Origin of the sequence: Rhodococcus sp. Leaf278 (genome assembly GCF_001426085.1) — a bacterium.
Lineage (GTDB): Bacteria > Actinomycetota > Actinomycetes > Mycobacteriales > Mycobacteriaceae > Rhodococcoides.
Genome location: NZ_LMRR01000010.1, coordinates 17,759 through 33,909 on the forward strand (window position 1 = coordinate 17,759; position 16,151 = coordinate 33,909).

Below are 16,151 nucleotides of genomic sequence, written 5' to 3' on the forward strand. Positions count from 1 at the left end.
TATTCGAGATGACGACCAGTACCTCCGGGACAGACGAGACCGCGGTTGCCGCCTACGCACCGACGGCCGAGTTCACGGCGCAGGCGAACGCTCAGGCGGATCTCTACGACGCCGCGGAGAAGGATCGACTCGGCTTCTGGGCCGAACGGGCCCGCCGCCTCCACTGGCACACCCCGTTCACCGAAGTCCTCGACTGGTCCGACGCCCCCGTCGCCAAGTGGTTCGCCGACGGCGAGCTCAACGTCGCCTACAACTGCGTCGACCGCCACGTCCTCGACGGCCACGGCGACCAGGTCGCCATCCACTGGGAAGGCGAACCCGGCGACAGCCGCGACGTCACCTACGCCGACCTGCTCGCCGACGTCAGCCAAGCCGCCAACACCCTCACCGAACTCGGCCTCGTCTCCGGCGACCGCGTCGCGATCTACATGCCCATGGTCCCCGAGGCCATCGTCTCGATGCTCGCCTGCGCCCGCCTCGGACTGACCCACTCGGTCGTCTTCGCCGGCTTCTCCGCCACCGCACTACGCTCACGCATCGACGACGCCGAAGCCAAACTCGTCATCACCACCGACGGCCAGTGGCGACGCGGCAAGCCCGCCCCCATCAAGGACACCGTCGACGAAGCAGTCGACGGAGCAGCCTCGATCGAACACGTGCTCGTCGTCAAGCGCACCGACTCCGACGTCTCCTGGACCGACGGACGCGACCTCTGGTGGCACGAGACCGTCGCCACAGCATCGAAAGAGCATGAGGCGCAGCCGTTCCCGGCCGAGCACCCGCTCTTCATCCTGTACACCTCCGGTACGACGGGTAAGCCCAAGGGCATCATCCACACCTCCGGCGGCTACCTGACGCAGACCTCGTACACCCACCACAACGTCTTCGACCACAAGGCCGGCAAAGACGTCTACTGGTGCACCGCCGACATCGGCTGGGTCACCGGACACTCCTACATCGTCTACGGACCCCTCTCGAACCGCGCCACCCAGGTCGTCTACGAGGGCACCCCCAATTCGCCCGACGAGCACCGGCATTGGAACGTCATCGAGAAGTACAAGGTCTCGATCTACTACACCTCCCCCACCCTCGTACGCACGTTCATGAAGTGGGGCAAGGAGATTCCCGAGGCCCACGACCTGTCCTCGATCCGTCTGCTCGGATCCGTCGGCGAGCCCATCAACCCCGAAGCATGGCGCTGGTTCCGCGACGTCGTCGGCGGCGGCACCGCACCGATCGTCGACACCTGGTGGCAGACCGAGACCGGCGCGATCATGATCTCCCCGCTCCCCGGCGTCACCGCCACCAAGCCCGGCTCCGCGATGACCCCACTCCCGGGCATCTCGGCCAAGATCGTCGACGACGACGCCAAGCCACTGGGCAACGGCGGCAACGGATACCTCGTCCTGTCCGAGCCGTGGCCGGCGATGCTGCGCGGCATCTGGGGCGACATGGACCGCTACAAGGACACCTACTGGTCCCGCTACGCCGAAGAAGGCTGGTACTTCGCCGGTGACGGTGCCAAGTACGACGAGGACGGTGCCCTATGGGTTCTCGGCCGCGTCGACGACGTCATGAACGTCTCCGGCCACCGCATCTCGACCTCCGAGGTGGAGTCGGCACTGGTCAGCCATCACGGCGTCGCCGAAGCTGCTGTCGTCGGTGCCGCCGACGAGACCACCGGTCAGGGCATCGTCGCGTTCGTCATCCTCCGCGCGGGCGTGGAGAACACCGGCGACGAACTCATCAAGGAGCTCAAAGCTCAGGTCTCGAAGGAGATTTCGCCGATCGCCCGGCCGCGCGAGATTTCCATCGTGCCGGAGCTGCCGAAGACGAGGTCCGGCAAGATCATGCGTCGCCTGCTGCGCGACGTGGCCGAAGGCCGCGAACTCGGCGACGTCTCCACCCTCGTCGACCCGAAGGTATTCGAGGCGATCAAGAAGGGCCGCTGAGCGCTCCGCGCATGTGCACGGAACTTCGTAGTGGGCTACGAAGTTCCGTGCACATGCGGCGCCAGCCGCTCTACACGCTGTCGAGCGACCGGTCTCGCGTTTCCTTCATGATGATCAGCGAGATCAGCGTCAACGATGCAGCGATGGCCAGGTAGACGCCCACCCAGCCGACGCCGTAGGAACTCACCAGCCAGGTTGCGATGAACGGGGCCACTGCGGCTCCGAGGATCGACGCGGTGTTGTACGAGATTCCCGAGCCGGTGTAACGCACGTTGGTCGGAAACAGCTCGGGCAGAACGGCACTCATGGGTCCGAACGTGAGGCCCATCAGTCCGAGGCCGACGCACATGAACACCAGCATCTTGCCTGCCGACGCGGACGACGGGTCGGCGAACCAGTGGAACGACAGACCGAACAGCACGATCGCTGCGGTGATGACGATGAGCGTCGGACGTCGGCCGTACTTGTCGGCGAGCAGCCCGGCGACCGGGATCAGGGCCGCGAAGAACAGCACCGCGATGAGCTGGAGCTCGAGGAAGTCGGTGTACGGAATGGCCAGCTTGGGACCGTTGACGTCGGCCACCTTGCCTGTTCCGTAGCTGACCACCCACGTGGTCATGATGTAGAACAGCGTGTAGGTGGCGAGCATGACGAAGGTACCGATGATCAGCTGACGCCAGCTGGTCTTGAACACCTGAGCCAACGGGGTCTTGACCTTCTGGCCGCGCTCGACGGCCAGCTTGAACACCGGCGTCTCCTCGAGCTTGAGCCGGACGTACAGGCCGATGATCACCATGATCGCGCTGAGCAGGAACGGGATGCGCCATCCCCACGTGAGGAACGCATGGTCGGTGCCGGAGTTCGCGGAGTCGTAGCCGGTCGCGATGACGATGAGCAAGAAGATGCCGTTGGCGAAGAAGAAGCCGATGGGCGCGCCCAACTGCGGGTACATCGCTGCCCAGGCTCGCTTACCCGGCTTGGCGGTCTCGGTGGCCAGCAACGCCGCACCACTCCACTCACCGCCGAGGCCGACGCCCTGGGTGAACCGCATGATCGCCAGCAGAGCCGGCGCCCACAGACCCGCTGCGGCATAGGTCGGCAGGAGTCCGATCGCAAACGTCGCGACACCCATCGTCAGCAGGGACCCGACGAGGGTCGCCTTGCGGCCGATGCGATCACCGAAGTGGCCGAACAGAATAGAGCCGATGGGTCGTGCGACGAACGCCAAGCCGAACGTCGCGAACGACGCCAGCAGCGCGGTGGTGTCGTTGCCCGCGGGGAAGAACAAGCGGGGGAAGACGAGTACCGCGGCGGTGGCATAGATGTAGAAATCGAAGAACTCGATCGACGTGCCGACCATCGAGGCGATCACGATGCGTGACCGAGGCACCTGGGGTGCGGGAATTGCGCCGTCGTCCGTGACGGCGTGTGGTGAACTCACGAATTGCTCCTGAAGAGGGAAGTTCCCTGAAAATTACCTGATGAACACCTGAGAATTTCACGCCCCCGGTCCGTTCGTTGCCGATTCGTGCAAGATTTCCGTGTTTGTCTCGGCCGGCGGGGAGGTAACCATCGGCGGGCCGAGCATCGCTCGCCCGCCGCGTAGCGGTTAATCTGCTACCTAGGCACTACTGTCGATACGATCCGCAAAACACCGAGCAGAGCGATTACAAGGGGTCGAGAGTTGAGCGTCAGCAATGACAAGGGATACGGAAACGGCGTCCCGAACACGATTTCGTCGATACCTCTGACCGATGTCGATGCGCGCACCCCTGGTAGCGCCAGCATCGGAAATCTCGTCAAGGACGCCACCACTCAGGTCTCGACGCTGGTGCGCGCCGAAGTCGCTCTCGCCAAGGCCGAGGTCACCGGCGAGGTCAAGAAGGGTCTGCAGGGCAGCGTCTTCTTCATCATCGCGCTGACGGTGCTGCTGTTCAGCACGTTCTTCTTCTTCTTCTTCGCCGCCGAACTGCTCGACGTGTGGCTGTACCGCTGGGCGGCCTTCCTCATCGTGTTCGCGGTCATGGTGTTGGCGGCGGCGCTGTTCGGATTCCTGGGCTACCGCAGAGTCAAGAAGCTGCGCAAGCCCGAGAAGACCATCGACTCGCTCAAGCAGGCGTCGACGGTACTGCCGAACCAGCACGACTCCATCCCCGGAATTCCCGGCTACAAGAAGTAGTCGACGCCCGGCGAGTCGAGCAGTATGAATCAACCCGATCCGTCCACCGTCCGCTACCCGGGACGATGGATCCATCGTGATATCCACGCCAACGGAATCCGGTTCCACATCGTCGAAGTCGGCGAACACGAACCGAACGCGCCCCTGGTGGTCCTGCTGCACGGCTTCGCCGACTTCTGGTACTCGTGGCGACACCAACTCGATGCACTCGCCGGGTCCGGTGTCCGCGCCGTCGCCGTCGACCTGCGTGGGTACGGCGATTCCGACAAACCCCCACGCGGATACGACGGTTGGACCCTGGCCGGCGACATCGTCGGCCTCATCAGAGCTCTCGGCTACCCGAACGCCACATTCGTAGGACACGCCGACGGCGGATTGGTCTGCTGGGCCAGCTCGGCGCTGCATCCACGTCTGGTGCGCTCGATGGTGCTGATCAACGCCCCGCACCCCATCTCCCTGCGACGTGCAGTGTTGAAGGATTCCGCCCAACGCGCGGCTCTGCTGCCGCACTTCGTTCGCTATCAGGTTCCACTGCGGCCCGAGAGGTTGCTGACCCGTCGAGGCGGCAGCGCGGTGGAGGAACTGATGCGAAGTCGAGCCGGGTCCGCCTGGACGAGCACCGAGGATTTCGCAGACACCGCAGCCAGGATGAGCTCCGCCATCCGCATTCCCGGTGCCGCACACTCTGCGCTCGAATATCAGCGCTGGGCGTTCCGCAGCCAGTTCCGCTCCGACGGCCGCCGCTTCATGGATGCAGTCGACGTACGCACCTCGATCCCGGTCGTGCAGATCAGCGGTGACCTCGACCCGTACGTGCTGCCCACCACCCTCGATCGGGATCGGCACTGGGCCCCGGGTCTGACGCGTCGAACGGCGCGGGACGTGGGGCACTACGTGCACCAGGAAGCCCCGGACGTGGTGTCCGAGGAGATCCTGCGGGTCGTGCGCGAGAACTAGTCAGCACGCCCTAGACGATGCAGTCGCCGGTACCCACCGACACCGGCGCATCGAAGCTCTGCGCCAACTCGTCCGCGATCTCCGACGCCGTCAGTACGAATCCCGTGTCGGGGTCGTCGACGGCGGCACCGAACACGACACCGAGAACCTCACCGGACGAGTTGACCAGTGGTCCACCGGAATTACCCTGTCGGACCGACCCACGCACCGTGTAGACCTCGCGTTGTACGGTGCCGGTGCGGTAGATGTCGGGGCCGCTGAGGTTGATGATTTCGCGTATCCGCGCCGGGCTCGCCGTGTAAGGCCCGCCGCCGGGGTAACCGAGCACGATGGCGTCGGTACCGGATTCGGCCGGGGCCGGAGCGAAATTCAGCACCGGCGCTTGGAGCTGCGAAACCCGAAGCACCGCAACGTCTTCTTCGGGGTCGAACAGTACGACGTCGGCGTCGAGCGGGCCGTTGGGCGAATCGACGGTCACCTCGGACGTCCCTGCCACAACGTGCGCGTTGGTCATCACCAGGTCGGACCCTACGACGAAGCCGGAGCCTTCGAGGGCCTTCTGGCAACTCGGGGCAATGCCGTTGATCTTGATGACGCTCGACGCCAGCGTCACCGGAATCGGACCCGCTGCGATGCCGGAGTCCGGAGCTGCGACGTCGACAACCGGCGTGCGACCGAACGGTCCGATGACATCCGGCAGTCCGGAGGTGTCGAGCAGCGCCGAGAATTCCTTGGGCACCTGACGCAACCAGTCGGGTGCCACCTCGTCGACCTTGCCCAGGACAGTCGAGCCGCGCACCGCGCTGGCGACCTCTGGCTGCGACGACGACGTCAACGGAATGGCCAGCAGCCACGCGGCAGCGAGAACGGCCGCGGCCTGCAAACCTGCCCCGATCGTGCTGTCCACGGATCTGGCTGCGCGCGAATGTATTCCGCTGCGCAGCGCGCGACCCAGAACCATGCCGGCTACCTCACCGACGATCACCAACACCACGATCAACGCGATACCGACGAACACCCGCGTTCGCGAACCGTCGACGTGTTCGAGCACGTGCGGCGCTACCAGAATGCCGGCGACGGCCCCGAGCACGACGCCGAGAAACGCCAGCGCCGACGCCACCGCACCCTGCCGCCATCCCGATGTTGCCGCCAACAGCGCGATGGCGACCACCGCGATATCTACCCACCCTGAACCCGTCACCGATCGAGCCTCGCTCCTACCGCAGTCAAGCTGGCCTCCAGATCGCGTATGTCCCCCGTGTCCCATTCGGACTCCCAGCCCGACACAGCGAGCAGGCCCGCCAGAATACCGCCCGTGAATCCCCACACCAGCATTCCCTGTACCGAGAAGGCCGGGCCCTGGTAGCCGGCGGGGTGCCGCACCTGGAATCGGTTGTCCGGATCGAGCAACTCTTGCAACGGAACTCGCACCACGCGCTCGGTTTCACCTGCATCGACAACCCGAACCGGGCTCGGCGATTGCCAGTACGAAAGCACTGGAACCACATCGAAGCGCGACGGCGGCACGTAGATCCCGGGCATCGTCGCCAGCGGCACGACTCCGGCGGGGTCGAGACCGGTTTCCTCCTGCGCCTCCCGCAGCGCCGTTCCGATGGGACCGCCGTCGCCGGGATCGGTAGCACCACCGGGGAAGGCGATCTGTCCGCTGTGATCACGCAGCGTCGACGCGCGCTGGGTCAGCAGCACGTCGGCGTCGGCGGGTAACCCACCGGGAGCGGTCGGATCAGCGGCTTCCGGCCCGCCGAACAGCACCAACACCGCTGCGGAACGGGTTCGGTCGGCCGGCTGGGCTTGCCGCTGCAACACCGGGTTGATACCGGTGGTGTCGGTCAGTCCGCCGGCGCTGCCGGCGACGTCGAGCATGCGCCCGAGCCACTCGGGTGCGCTCACGACGCGACTCCGAGGTTCTCGCGCACGGCGTCGGCAATCTCGTCGACGCTTCTGAAGGGTTGAGGTAGCACCTTGGCGACAGTGCCATCCGCAGATATCAAAACGGATACGGGCAGCACGTTCGGCGCTCCCACCGCAGCCGCGACGCGCCCGCCGCCGTCCTGAACTCCGGGCAGAGTGACCCCGTAATCGGTGAGCCTCGTCAGGCCGTTGGCCTCGTTGGCGTCGTTGTGCACCGTCAGCACGGCGACGGAATCACCTGCCCGCTGCGCGTATTGCTGCAGGTACGGCAATTCTTCCGCGCAGGGTCCGCACCAGTAGGCCCAGATGTTCAGCAGCGCGGGTCGGCCGGCCAGTGCCTGGCCCAGATCGACGGACGAGCCGTCGCCGATGCATTCGAGGGTGATGCCCGCCAACGGGCCCGCTGCGTTGCCCGACGGCGTCGGGCACGGGGCGAGACCGGCGTTCTGCCTCAACGGTGCGAGGGCCTCGGGCGTGTCCGCGGCCCGGCGCTCGGCCGTCGACGGTGCACGCTGCCCCAGACCGGGACCGTCCGAGGACGCCTCGGCAGGAGTTTCGCTTCGCGGCCACAGCGCGTAAACCATCCCGACGACGAGAATGAGCGCAACCAGAGACCAGCGGAGAGCGGCCTTGTTCACGACACGATTCCGGCAAGAGCGAGGAGGTGATCGGTCTCAGGGCCCCTCACCAGAGCTGCTGCGGCGGCCGGATCGGTCGGACCGAGACCGAACGACGGGCAGTCCTTCGCGAGGACACACACCCCGCACGCCGGTGTACGGGAGTGACACACGCGGCGACCGTGAAATATGACGCGATGCGAGAGCAGCGTCCACTCTTTTCGCACGATCAAGGCACCGACCGCGTGCTCGACCTTGACGGGGTCCTCTTCCTCGGTCCACTGCCAGCGCCGCACCAGGCGGCCGAAATGCGTGTCGACGGTGATGCCGGGAACGTCGAACGCATTGCCGAGAACGACGTTGGCCGTCTTGCGGCCGATACCGGGCAGCGTGACGAGGTCCTTCAGGTTTGCAGGCACCTTGCCGTCGAAGTTCTCCAGCAGTTTCTGCCCTAGCCCGATCAGTGAGTTGGCCTTGTTCCGGTAGAAACCCGTGGTTCGGATGAACTCCTCGAGTTCGGTGCGGTCCGCCTCGGCGTAGTCGCGGGCTGTGCGGTATCTCACGAACAGTGCCGGCGTGACCATGTTGACGCGCTTGTCGGTGCACTGCGCCGACAGGATGGTCGCCACGGCCAGTTCGAGGGGCGTGGTGAAGTCGAGTTCGCAGTACACGTGCGGAAAGGCGACCCCGAGCGTCCGGTTCATTCGCCGAGCTCGACGCACGAGCCCGAGGTGCGTCTCCTCGCGTTTGCGCACGTCGGGGCGTTTCGGAGCTGTCGAATCCACTCCACAACTGTACGGACAAGAATGCGTAACGTTCGTCGCGGCAGCAGCGGACCGTGTTTGTATCGAGATCTTTTCGGTGTTAACTGGCCGGTATGCAAGGACTCGCCGTGGTGCTCTTTCCAGTACTACTCATGCTCTTCGCACTCGCGATGGAACGAGTCGAGTTCCGGCTCAGCAAGCTCGGCGTCCGGGAGCAGGAAGTACAGGAATTCCTCGATCAGGCGAGCAAGTCCGAGGTCGCCACACTGGCCAGCGATGGGTTCCCACACGCGCTGGCGCGGTTCAATACCCGCAAGCGTCGGCAGACCCCTCCGCGGACCATCGACACGCGCGACGGCATGGTCGACCAACGCGCCAGCTGAGCAACGGTTTCGTCCGATAAGTCGCGATTTCCATGAATTTTCGGTGAACGGGAACACACGCTCATTCGCTCTGGCAACCTGTGGTGGCGTCGATCACTCGGTTTCGACCGAGTCGAAGTAGACTCCCCTGAGGTAATTGTTGTGTTTGGACATTGCACCGGCTTCGACGCCTGAACTGCTCCCGCGGTTCGGTGGGTGGCACGACTGTGTACAAACGCCTTCGATGGTGCGGGTTTGCCGCATCGTCGACATCCATAAAGGAGCGCAAGTGGACGACGTCCTGGCACGGGCCGGCATCTTCCAAGGAGTCGAACCCTCTGCGGTTGCGGCGCTGACGAAGCAGCTGCAGCCTGTCGATTTCCCCCGCGGACACGTCGTGTTCAACGAGGGTGAGCCCGGAGACCGGCTCTACATCATCGTTTCCGGCAAGATCAAGCTCGGACGACGCTCCCCCGACGGCCGCGAAAACCTGCTGACGATCATGGGACCGTCGGACATGTTCGGCGAGCTCTCCATCTTCGATCCCGGCCCCCGTACGTCCTCGGCCACCACGGTCACCGAGGTCCGCGCGGTCAGCATGGATCGCGCTGCCCTCAAGGACTGGATCGACCAGCGCCCCGAGATCGCCGAGCAGCTGCTGCGCGTGCTGGCTCGACGTCTGCGCCGCACCAACAACAACCTGGCCGACCTCATCTTCACCGACGTCCCCGGACGTGTCGCGAAGGCGCTGCTGCAGCTCGCGCAGCGCTTCGGAACGCAGGAAGCGGGGTCGCTTCGCGTCACCCACGACCTGACGCAGGAAGAGATCGCCCAGCTCGTCGGTGCCTCTCGCGAGACCGTCAACAAGGCACTCGCCGACTTCGCACACCGCGGATGGTTGCGCCTCGAGGGCAAGTCCGTGCTGATCTCGGACTCCGAGCGTCTGGCTCGCCGAGCTCGCTAGGCCGGGTTCAGTCGGGACAGCAGCTCGCTAGGCCGAGCTCCTTCGAGACAGCAGCTCGCTAGTTCTCGCGGAGGTAGGCCAGCTGCGTCTTGACCGACATTCGCGCAGCAGGCCACAGCTTCTTGTCCACGTCCGAGTAGACGTGGCGTACCACCTGCATCGGCTTCGCGTTCTCGCCGATCTCGACGAGCGCCGCGCGAACCTGATCCAAACGCTGCCGACGGTGAGCGCGATACGCTCGCGCCACCTCGGCGGCGTCCGGCAGTTCCGGGCCGTGCCCGGGCAGCACCGTCTTTCCCGCACCTGCTGCTTCCAGCCGGTCCAGCGAGTCGAGATAGTCCGCGAGTGAGCCGTCCTTCGGGTCGAGCACCGTGGTGCCGCGGCCCAGGATCGTATCTCCGGTGAGAATCGCATCGTCGAGCACCAAGCTCACCGAATCCGCAGTGTGACCGGGGGTGTGCAGCACTTCGATGCGCAGCCCGGCTGCTTCGATCACCTCGCCGTGGGCCAATGTCGCAGCGTCCCCGTGCAGAAACGTTTCCCCGAATGCGCGGACCGGAGCGGCCGTCTTGCGGTGGAACCGCTTCACTCCGCCGGTGTGGTCCGCGTGGCGATGGGTCACGAGCGTCAGCACCACCGTGCCCGACGCGGCGACGGCGTCCAGATGAGCGCGGTCCTTGGGACCCGGATCGACGACGATGCACTCGTCGGACCCGGGTGCCCGCAGGATCCAGGTGTTCGTTCCGTCGAGTGTCATCTTGCCCGGGTTGTCGGCGAGCAGAACCGACGCGGTGGGCGTCACCTGCCGGAGAAGTCCGTACGCGGGATGCTGGGGGTTCGAGACGGCCATGAAAGTACTGTAGGTCGCCCACTGTTCTCGAGGTGGAACAGGACCGGTGACGACGACTAACGTCGATGCGTATGAAGATCGGACTCGTCGGGGCAGGCCCCTGGGCTCGCAAAACTCAAGCTCCCTCGCTGCTCGCTCATCCGGGAGTGGAGTTCACCGGAGTGTGGGCGCGCAGACCCGAAGTCGCGGCCGATCTGGGGGCGCCGGTCTTCGACTCCTTCGACGCTCTGTTGGGCGCAGTCGACGCGGTCGCCTTCGCGGTACCACCGGCGGTACAGGCCGGGTACGCATTGCGCGCGGTGCAGGCAGGCAAACATGTGTTGCTGGACAAGCCGATTGCGGCAACCGTGGCCGAGGCCGAGGAACTTGCAGCGGCTGTGACGGCCGCCGGAGTGCGGTCGATGGTGACCTTGACTCTCCGATTCGCCCCGGAGACAAGGCAATTCCTCGACACAGTGGCCGGACGAACCTGGGCAGCAGGGTCGGGAACCTGGTTCTCCGGGGCGATCCTCGGCGGGGCATACGCCAATTCGCCGTGGCGACATGACGACGGTGCGATCCTCGACATCGGCCCACATGTGTTCGACCTACTCGACGCTGCGTTGGGAACGATTGCACGCGTTGCCTATTCGCACCGAGAGGTGGCGTCGGACAGTTGGGCGGTACTGCTCGAGCACGAGGGCGGCGCGCGCAGCACGGTGCAACTGTCACTGCGGACACCGATCATGCCCTCGCTCATGCGCATCGAACTGAGCGGCACCGACGGAGTCGAGACCCTCACCGATCGATCCACGTCGTCGACCGACTGCTTCGCCGTCCTACTGGACGAATTCCTCCAGTCGGTCGACTCCGGTGTTGATCACGAATGCTCGGTACACCGAGGACTGCACCTGCAGAAATTGATCGATCAGGCGCGAGAGGGAGCCCTGAACCCATGACTGTGCTGGACGTCAAGGACGCGATGTTCCATCTCGCCTCCACCCCACACCGTTCGATGGATCAGTACACGGTGATCGTCTTCGACTCCGGTGACAGCGATCCGCCGAGCTTCGACGACGTGGCGGCGCACATCGACCATCGCGCTCGACGTGTTCCGAGGCTGGGGATCCGCATCTGCGAGGCGCCGGGGCAGTGGGAATTTCCGCGATGGGTCCGTGATCCGCATCCTGTTCGCGACCATCTGGTCGATCATGACCTGTCCAATGGCCGACACACACTCGACTCGTTTTTGGCAGAACTATCGAGCGTTCCGGTCGACGCGACGGATCGGGCATGGAAAATTCATGTGGGCCGGGGACTTTCGGAGGTCGACGGAGCACGGGGAGCGGCCACTGTCGTCGTCGTTCAGATCAGTCATGCGCTGTCCGACGGATCGGTGGGCACCCATATCGCCCGCGGACTGTTCGGTCGCGACGACATCACCGGGCACACGACTCTTACGGATCCGGTGGCATCGCGTGCGCGCCCGCGGTACGACGCAGTGAAGGCCGCCGTGCTGCTGCCGTTCCGTTGGGCCCGGTCGCAGATCCCGATGGTGCGCGCCCAGCGGAAGTACCTGGCTGCGGTGCGAGACGGGGAGCTGGTGACACATGCGCCTGTCGAGGGCGTGACATTCAACGCCCATCCCGACGAGACCAGAGTCGTGCACCTGATGCAGTTCCCGAAGTCGCACTGGACGGGCGGCTCGGCGACCGTAACCGTCACTGCACTCACCGCCGTCGGGGCCGCACTGGCCGAATACTTCGCGGCCCACGGCGAACCGGACCGTGACGACCTCCGAGCCCTCGTGCCCACCGCCCTGCCGGCGTCGGTGCCGTGGCCGGCCGTGAATCGCACACTGCCTGCTGCTGTGGAACTGCACCCACAACTCGCCGACGTGACCCGACGAGCGAAGGCCGTCGGGGAATCGCTGGCGCTGCAACGCGTCCACGTGACCGATCACCGCCACCTCGACGCAACTCGATCGGCCGAGGTCTATCCAGCGGCTCTGGTGCTGGGCTTCGGGCGCCATGGTCGGCGCGCGGCCCCTCGCACCGGGACACCTGATCGCGTCAACACACACACGGTTGTGACCAGCATCAACCGAACGAACCTCGAGCTCATGCTCGGCTCGGCGCGAGCGCTGTCGTGTGCGGGTATGGCGGCTCTCGGGCCCGGCTGCAGCGTCAGTCACGCCGTGTACGGGTACGGCGATCTGATCACCGTCTGTGTGACCGCGTGTCCGACGACCGTGCCCGACCACGCCGACTATGCGACCATGCTGCGCTCGGCGATCGAGGAGACCTGCGCCGCACTCCACGGAACGGCGACTACCGAAGTTCGACGATGAGCTCCACTTCCACCGACGCACCGAGGGGCAATTCGGCCACACCCACAGCCGAGCGGGCGTGCTTGCCTGCGTCACCGAAGATCTCACCGATGACGTTCGACGCCCCGTTGATCACCCCGGGTTGACCGGTGAACCCCGGCGCGGACGCCACGAAGCCGACGGCCTTGATCACGCGCGCGATCGAATCGATACCGACGAGGGCATGAACCGCAGCGAGCGCGTTCAACGCGCAGATGCGCGCCGCTGCTGTGGCGTCCTCGGCCGAGACGTCGGAGCCGACCTTGCCCGCGGCCGTCAGATTTCCGTCCACGATGGGCAGCTGACCCGAGGTGTAGACGAGGGAACCCACCTGTACCGCCGGGACGTACGCCGCCAACGGCGGCACAACCTCGGGAAGCTCGATGCCCAGCTCGGACAGCCGTCCGCTCCAGTCGGCCATCGTGCTCAGCCCTTCGGACGCTTGAAGTACGCGACCAAGGTGTCGCCGCCGTTGGGGCCCGCCATGATCGTGACGAGCTCCCAGCCCTCGGACCCGTAGTTGTCGAGAATCTGCTTGGTGGCGTGAATCAGCACCGGTGCGGTGAAGTACTCCCAGATGATCTTTTCGCTCATGACTGTCGACCCTATCGTTCGGCCGAACACGAGGGGTGCGTCACTGCGAAGACGGGATTGTCGGTTCCGTCGGACGACCGCCGTCGAGTCTCTATATGGTCGAAGCGTGGGTACATCGAACCAAGAGGGATGGCCGGCGAAGGCAGATGCCGCGCGGCTGCATTTCGTGTCCGGCAAGGGCGGCACAGGCAAGTCGACGGTGGCCGCCGCGTTGGCGCTCGCGCTTGCTGCCGGGGGACGAAAAGTACTGCTGGTCGAGGTCGAGGGCAGGCAGGGCATCGCGCAGCTGTTCGACGTGCCGCAGCTGCCGCCGGTCGAGACGCGAGTGGCCTCGGCGGACGGCGGTGGTGAGGTCTACGCGCTGGCCATAGACATCGAGACGGCGTTCCTCGAATACCTCGACATGTTCTACAACCTCGGTTTCGCCGGTCGCGCGATGCGCAAGATCGGTGCCATCGAGTTCGCGACGACCATCGCACCGGGTCTGCGCGACGTACTCCTGACCGGCAAGGTCAAGGAATGCGTGGTGCGGACCGACAAGAAGGGAAACCGGGCGTACGACGAGGTCGTCGTGGATTCGCCGCCGACGGGTCGGATCGGGAACTTCCTCGACGTCACCAAGGCCATGGCCGATCTGGCCAAGGGCGGCCCGGTGCGTTCGCAGAGTGAAGGCGTGGTTCGGTTGCTGCACTCGGCGGACACCGTCGTGCATCTCGTCACACTGCTCGAAGCCCTGCCGGTTCAGGAGACCGCCGACGCAGTCCGTGAACTCGCTGCGGCAGATCTTCAGCTGGGCACGGTCATCGTCAACCGCACCGAACCGACGTTCTTGCCCGACGACTCGCTCGACGCCATAGCCGAGGGCAACATCGACGCCGCCGCCATCCAGGACGGCCTCGCCAAGACCGGAATAACGCTCTCCGAGGCCGACTTCGCCGGTCTGCTCACCGAATCGATCGAGCACGCGTCGACGCTGTCGGCTCAGGTGGAGAGCGCGACGCAACTCGAAGAACTCGACGTCGCACGCATGTCGTTGCCGATGTTGGCCGACGGTGTCGATCTCGGCGGCTTGTACGAGCTCGCCGCCAAGCTGGCAGAACAGGGTGTCCGATGACTCGACCAGTAGCAACCGAACTCGACGTCGATCGCATTCTGACCGATCCCACGTCCAGGATCGTTGTCGTCTGTGGGGCAGGCGGGGTCGGTAAGACGACGACTGCCGCCGCGATGGCGTTACGTGCCGCCGAGCAGGGCAGGCGGGTGGTGGTCTTGACGATCGACCCGGCCCGCCGTCTCGCTCAGGCTCTGGGGCTCGGCGATCTCGACAACAGCCCGCAGCCGGTGAAGTTGGGTGCCGGTGCCAAGGGCGAGCTGCACGCGATGATGCTGAACATGCGGCGCACGTTCGACGAGATGGTCATCGAGCATTCGACGCCGGAGAAGGCCGAGCAGGTCCTGGCCAACCCGTTCTATCAGACGGTGGCGTCGTCCTTCTCGGGCACGCAGGAGTACATGGCGATGGAGAAGCTGGGGCAGTTGTCCCTGGACAAGTCGTGGGATCTCATCGTGGTGGACACTCCGCCGTCGCGCAATGCCCTCGATTTTCTCGACGCACCGCAGCGGCTCGGTTCGTTCCTCGACGGCCGCTTCATCCGACTGCTGACCGCTCCCGGCCGCGGCATCACCCGGGTGGTCACCAGTGCGATGAGTCTGGCGATGCGCGGCGTCTCCACGGTGATCGGAAGCCAGATGCTTTCCGACGCATCGGCTTTCGTTCAATCGCTGGATTCCATGTTCGGCGGATTTCGCGAGCGTGCGACGCGTACCTACCAGCTGTTGCGCGAGGACGGCACCAGTTTCCTAGTGGTCGCTGCTGCAGAGCCCGACGCATTGCGGGAGGCGGCGTTCTTCGTCGAACGCCTCTCGGCCGAGAAGATGCCGTTGGCCGGTCTCGTCGTGAACCGGACGCACCCGACGCTGTCGTCGGTGCAGGCCGATCACGCTGCAACCGCAGCTGACCTGCTCGATCGGATAGAAGACCCGGGCTCGACGCTGACCGCTGCGGTCCTCCGAATCCATGCGCAACGCGCGGTGACGGCAGCACGCGAGGTGCGGTTGCTTCGACGCTTCACCGGTGCGCACCCCCGGGTGCCCATCGTCGGTGTTCCCTCGCTGCCGTTCGAGGTCTCCGACCTCGCCGCGCTGCGTGCGGTGGCCGATCAACTGACGCGTAAGGGATAAATCGACCGAGCTCGGCAGGCTGTGCGCCTGCCGGGCCCGGCAAGAACTAGATTGCTGCTTGCTGCTGGCGCTGGGTTTCGAAGAACTCGGACCAGGAGTCGACCTCGGGGTGCTGCTTGAGCAGCGCCCTGCGCTGGCGTTCCGTCATGCCGCCCCACACGCCGAACTCGACTCGGTTGTCGAGGGCATCCGCACCGCACTGCATCAGTACCGGGCAGTGCCGGCAGATGGTCGCGGCCTTCCGCTGCGCTGCGCCCCGGACGAAAAGCTGATCCGGGTCCGTGCCCTTGCAGCGGGCGTGCGACACCCAGGCGATGCGTGCTTCTGCTTCCTCTACATCGAGTCGCGTCGGCGCGGTTGTCGTATGCATGCGGATACCCCTTTGCGTGTCG

18 protein-coding genes are annotated in these 16,151 nt (G+C 65.4%); 9 read left to right on the plus strand and 9 right to left on the minus strand.

From position 1 onward, the window contains the following. The first annotated feature begins 8 nt into the window (after positions 1-8). On the plus strand, positions 9-1,952 hold the full coding sequence (gene acs / locus ASG84_RS11275; protein WP_057477261.1) for an acetate--CoA ligase: 1,944 nt from the start codon (positions 9-11) through the stop codon (positions 1,950-1,952). A gap of 70 nt (positions 1,953-2,022) precedes the next feature. Here acs and ASG84_RS11280 read toward each other — a convergent pair whose 3' ends face one another. Further along, positions 2,023-3,393 (minus strand): MFS transporter, encoded by a 1,371-nt coding sequence (locus tag ASG84_RS11280; RefSeq protein WP_057477130.1) that lies wholly within the window; start codon positions 3,391-3,393, stop codon positions 2,023-2,025. Between the two features lie 243 nt (positions 3,394-3,636). Between ASG84_RS11280 and ASG84_RS11285 the strand changes: the two genes are divergently transcribed. Together ASG84_RS11285 and ASG84_RS11290 are read left to right on the plus strand one after the other, a co-directional pair. Beyond that, positions 3,637-4,131 (plus strand): phage holin family protein, encoded by a 495-nt coding sequence (locus tag ASG84_RS11285; RefSeq protein ID WP_057477131.1) that lies wholly within the window; start codon positions 3,637-3,639, stop codon positions 4,129-4,131. A gap of 24 nt (positions 4,132-4,155) precedes the next feature. Continuing rightward, positions 4,156-5,088 carry an alpha/beta fold hydrolase gene (locus ASG84_RS11290; RefSeq protein WP_057477132.1) on the plus strand — a complete coding sequence of 311 codons (933 nt, stop codon included), beginning with the start codon at positions 4,156-4,158 and terminating at the stop codon, positions 5,086-5,088. Positions 5,089-5,098: 10 nt separating this feature from the next. On the opposite strand, the gene marP is transcribed toward ASG84_RS11290, so the two are convergent. From marP to nth, 4 genes are read right to left on the minus strand one after another with little or no spacing between them, the layout of a single operon-like run. Continuing rightward, on the minus strand, positions 5,099-6,289 hold the full coding sequence (gene marP / locus ASG84_RS11295) for an acid resistance serine protease MarP (RefSeq protein ID WP_057477133.1): 1,191 nt from the start codon (positions 6,287-6,289) through the stop codon (positions 5,099-5,101). Then, positions 6,286-6,972 carry an NUDIX hydrolase gene (locus ASG84_RS11300; RefSeq protein WP_057477262.1) on the minus strand — a complete coding sequence of 229 codons (687 nt, stop codon included), beginning with the start codon at positions 6,970-6,972 and terminating at the stop codon, positions 6,286-6,288. Before ASG84_RS11300 ends, marP begins: the two co-directional genes overlap by 4 nt. 23 nt (positions 6,973-6,995) lie before the next feature. Beyond that, on the minus strand, positions 6,996-7,604 hold the full coding sequence (locus ASG84_RS11305; protein ID WP_057477263.1) for a TlpA family protein disulfide reductase: 609 nt from the start codon (positions 7,602-7,604) through the stop codon (positions 6,996-6,998). A 50-nt stretch (positions 7,605-7,654) separates the two neighbouring features. Continuing rightward, positions 7,655-8,341: an endonuclease III gene (nth, locus tag ASG84_RS11310; protein ID WP_235581635.1), complete on the minus strand. Its 687-nt coding sequence runs from the start codon at positions 8,339-8,341 to the stop codon at positions 7,655-7,657. A gap of 173 nt (positions 8,342-8,514) precedes the next feature. Here nth and ASG84_RS11315 point away from each other — a divergent pair, with 173 nt between their 5' ends. Beyond that, entirely contained in the window at positions 8,515-8,784 is a 270-nt protein-coding gene (locus tag ASG84_RS11315) for a hypothetical protein (RefSeq protein ID WP_057477135.1), read from the plus strand. Between the two features lie 268 nt (positions 8,785-9,052). Further along, positions 9,053-9,727, plus strand: coding sequence for a Crp/Fnr family transcriptional regulator (locus ASG84_RS11320; RefSeq protein ID WP_027494494.1), 675 nt, complete (start codon positions 9,053-9,055; stop codon positions 9,725-9,727). 58 nt (positions 9,728-9,785) lie between these two features. Here the strand turns inward: ASG84_RS11320 and ASG84_RS11325 are convergent, their stop codons facing one another. Beyond that, positions 9,786-10,577, minus strand: coding sequence for an MBL fold metallo-hydrolase (locus ASG84_RS11325; protein WP_057477136.1), 792 nt, complete (start codon positions 10,575-10,577; stop codon positions 9,786-9,788). 71 nt (positions 10,578-10,648) lie between these two features. On the opposite strand from ASG84_RS11325, the gene ASG84_RS11330 reads away from it, so the two are divergent. Both ASG84_RS11330 and ASG84_RS11335 read left to right on the plus strand, forming a co-directional pair. After that, the gene (locus ASG84_RS11330; RefSeq protein ID WP_235581627.1) at positions 10,649-11,515 is read left to right on the plus strand and encodes a Gfo/Idh/MocA family protein; all 867 of its coding nucleotides are present in this window, start codon (positions 10,649-10,651) and stop codon (positions 11,513-11,515) included. After that, positions 11,512-12,906 carry a wax ester/triacylglycerol synthase domain-containing protein gene (locus ASG84_RS11335; protein WP_057477138.1) on the plus strand — a complete coding sequence of 465 codons (1,395 nt, stop codon included), beginning with the start codon at positions 11,512-11,514 and terminating at the stop codon, positions 12,904-12,906. Before ASG84_RS11330 ends, ASG84_RS11335 begins: the two co-directional genes overlap by 4 nt. Here ASG84_RS11335 and ASG84_RS11340 read toward each other — a convergent pair. After that, complete coding sequence (locus tag ASG84_RS11340; protein ID WP_057477139.1) at positions 12,887-13,345, minus strand: RidA family protein; 459 nt, start codon at positions 13,343-13,345, stop codon at positions 12,887-12,889. The two genes, ASG84_RS11335 and ASG84_RS11340, sit on opposite strands and share 20 nt — an antisense overlap. Before the next feature lie 5 nt (positions 13,346-13,350). Next, positions 13,351-13,518, minus strand: a complete 168-nt coding sequence (locus ASG84_RS27410) for a DUF4177 domain-containing protein (RefSeq protein ID WP_072691993.1) — start codon at positions 13,516-13,518, stop codon at positions 13,351-13,353. 106 nt (positions 13,519-13,624) lie between these two features. Here ASG84_RS27410 and ASG84_RS11345 point away from each other — a divergent pair, with 106 nt between their 5' ends. Together ASG84_RS11345 and ASG84_RS11350 are read left to right on the plus strand one after the other, a co-directional pair. Next, positions 13,625-14,632: an ArsA family ATPase gene (locus ASG84_RS11345; protein WP_057477140.1), complete on the plus strand. Its 1,008-nt coding sequence runs from the start codon at positions 13,625-13,627 to the stop codon at positions 14,630-14,632. Next, on the plus strand, positions 14,629-15,759 hold the full coding sequence (locus ASG84_RS11350) for an ArsA family ATPase (RefSeq protein WP_057477141.1): 1,131 nt from the start codon (positions 14,629-14,631) through the stop codon (positions 15,757-15,759). Before ASG84_RS11345 ends, ASG84_RS11350 begins: the two co-directional genes overlap by 4 nt. Before the next feature lie 46 nt (positions 15,760-15,805). Here ASG84_RS11350 and ASG84_RS11355 read toward each other — a convergent pair whose 3' ends face one another. Then, positions 15,806-16,129 (minus strand): WhiB family transcriptional regulator, encoded by a 324-nt coding sequence (locus ASG84_RS11355; RefSeq protein WP_008712729.1) that lies wholly within the window; start codon positions 16,127-16,129, stop codon positions 15,806-15,808. Positions 16,130-16,151 lie beyond the last annotated feature (22 nt).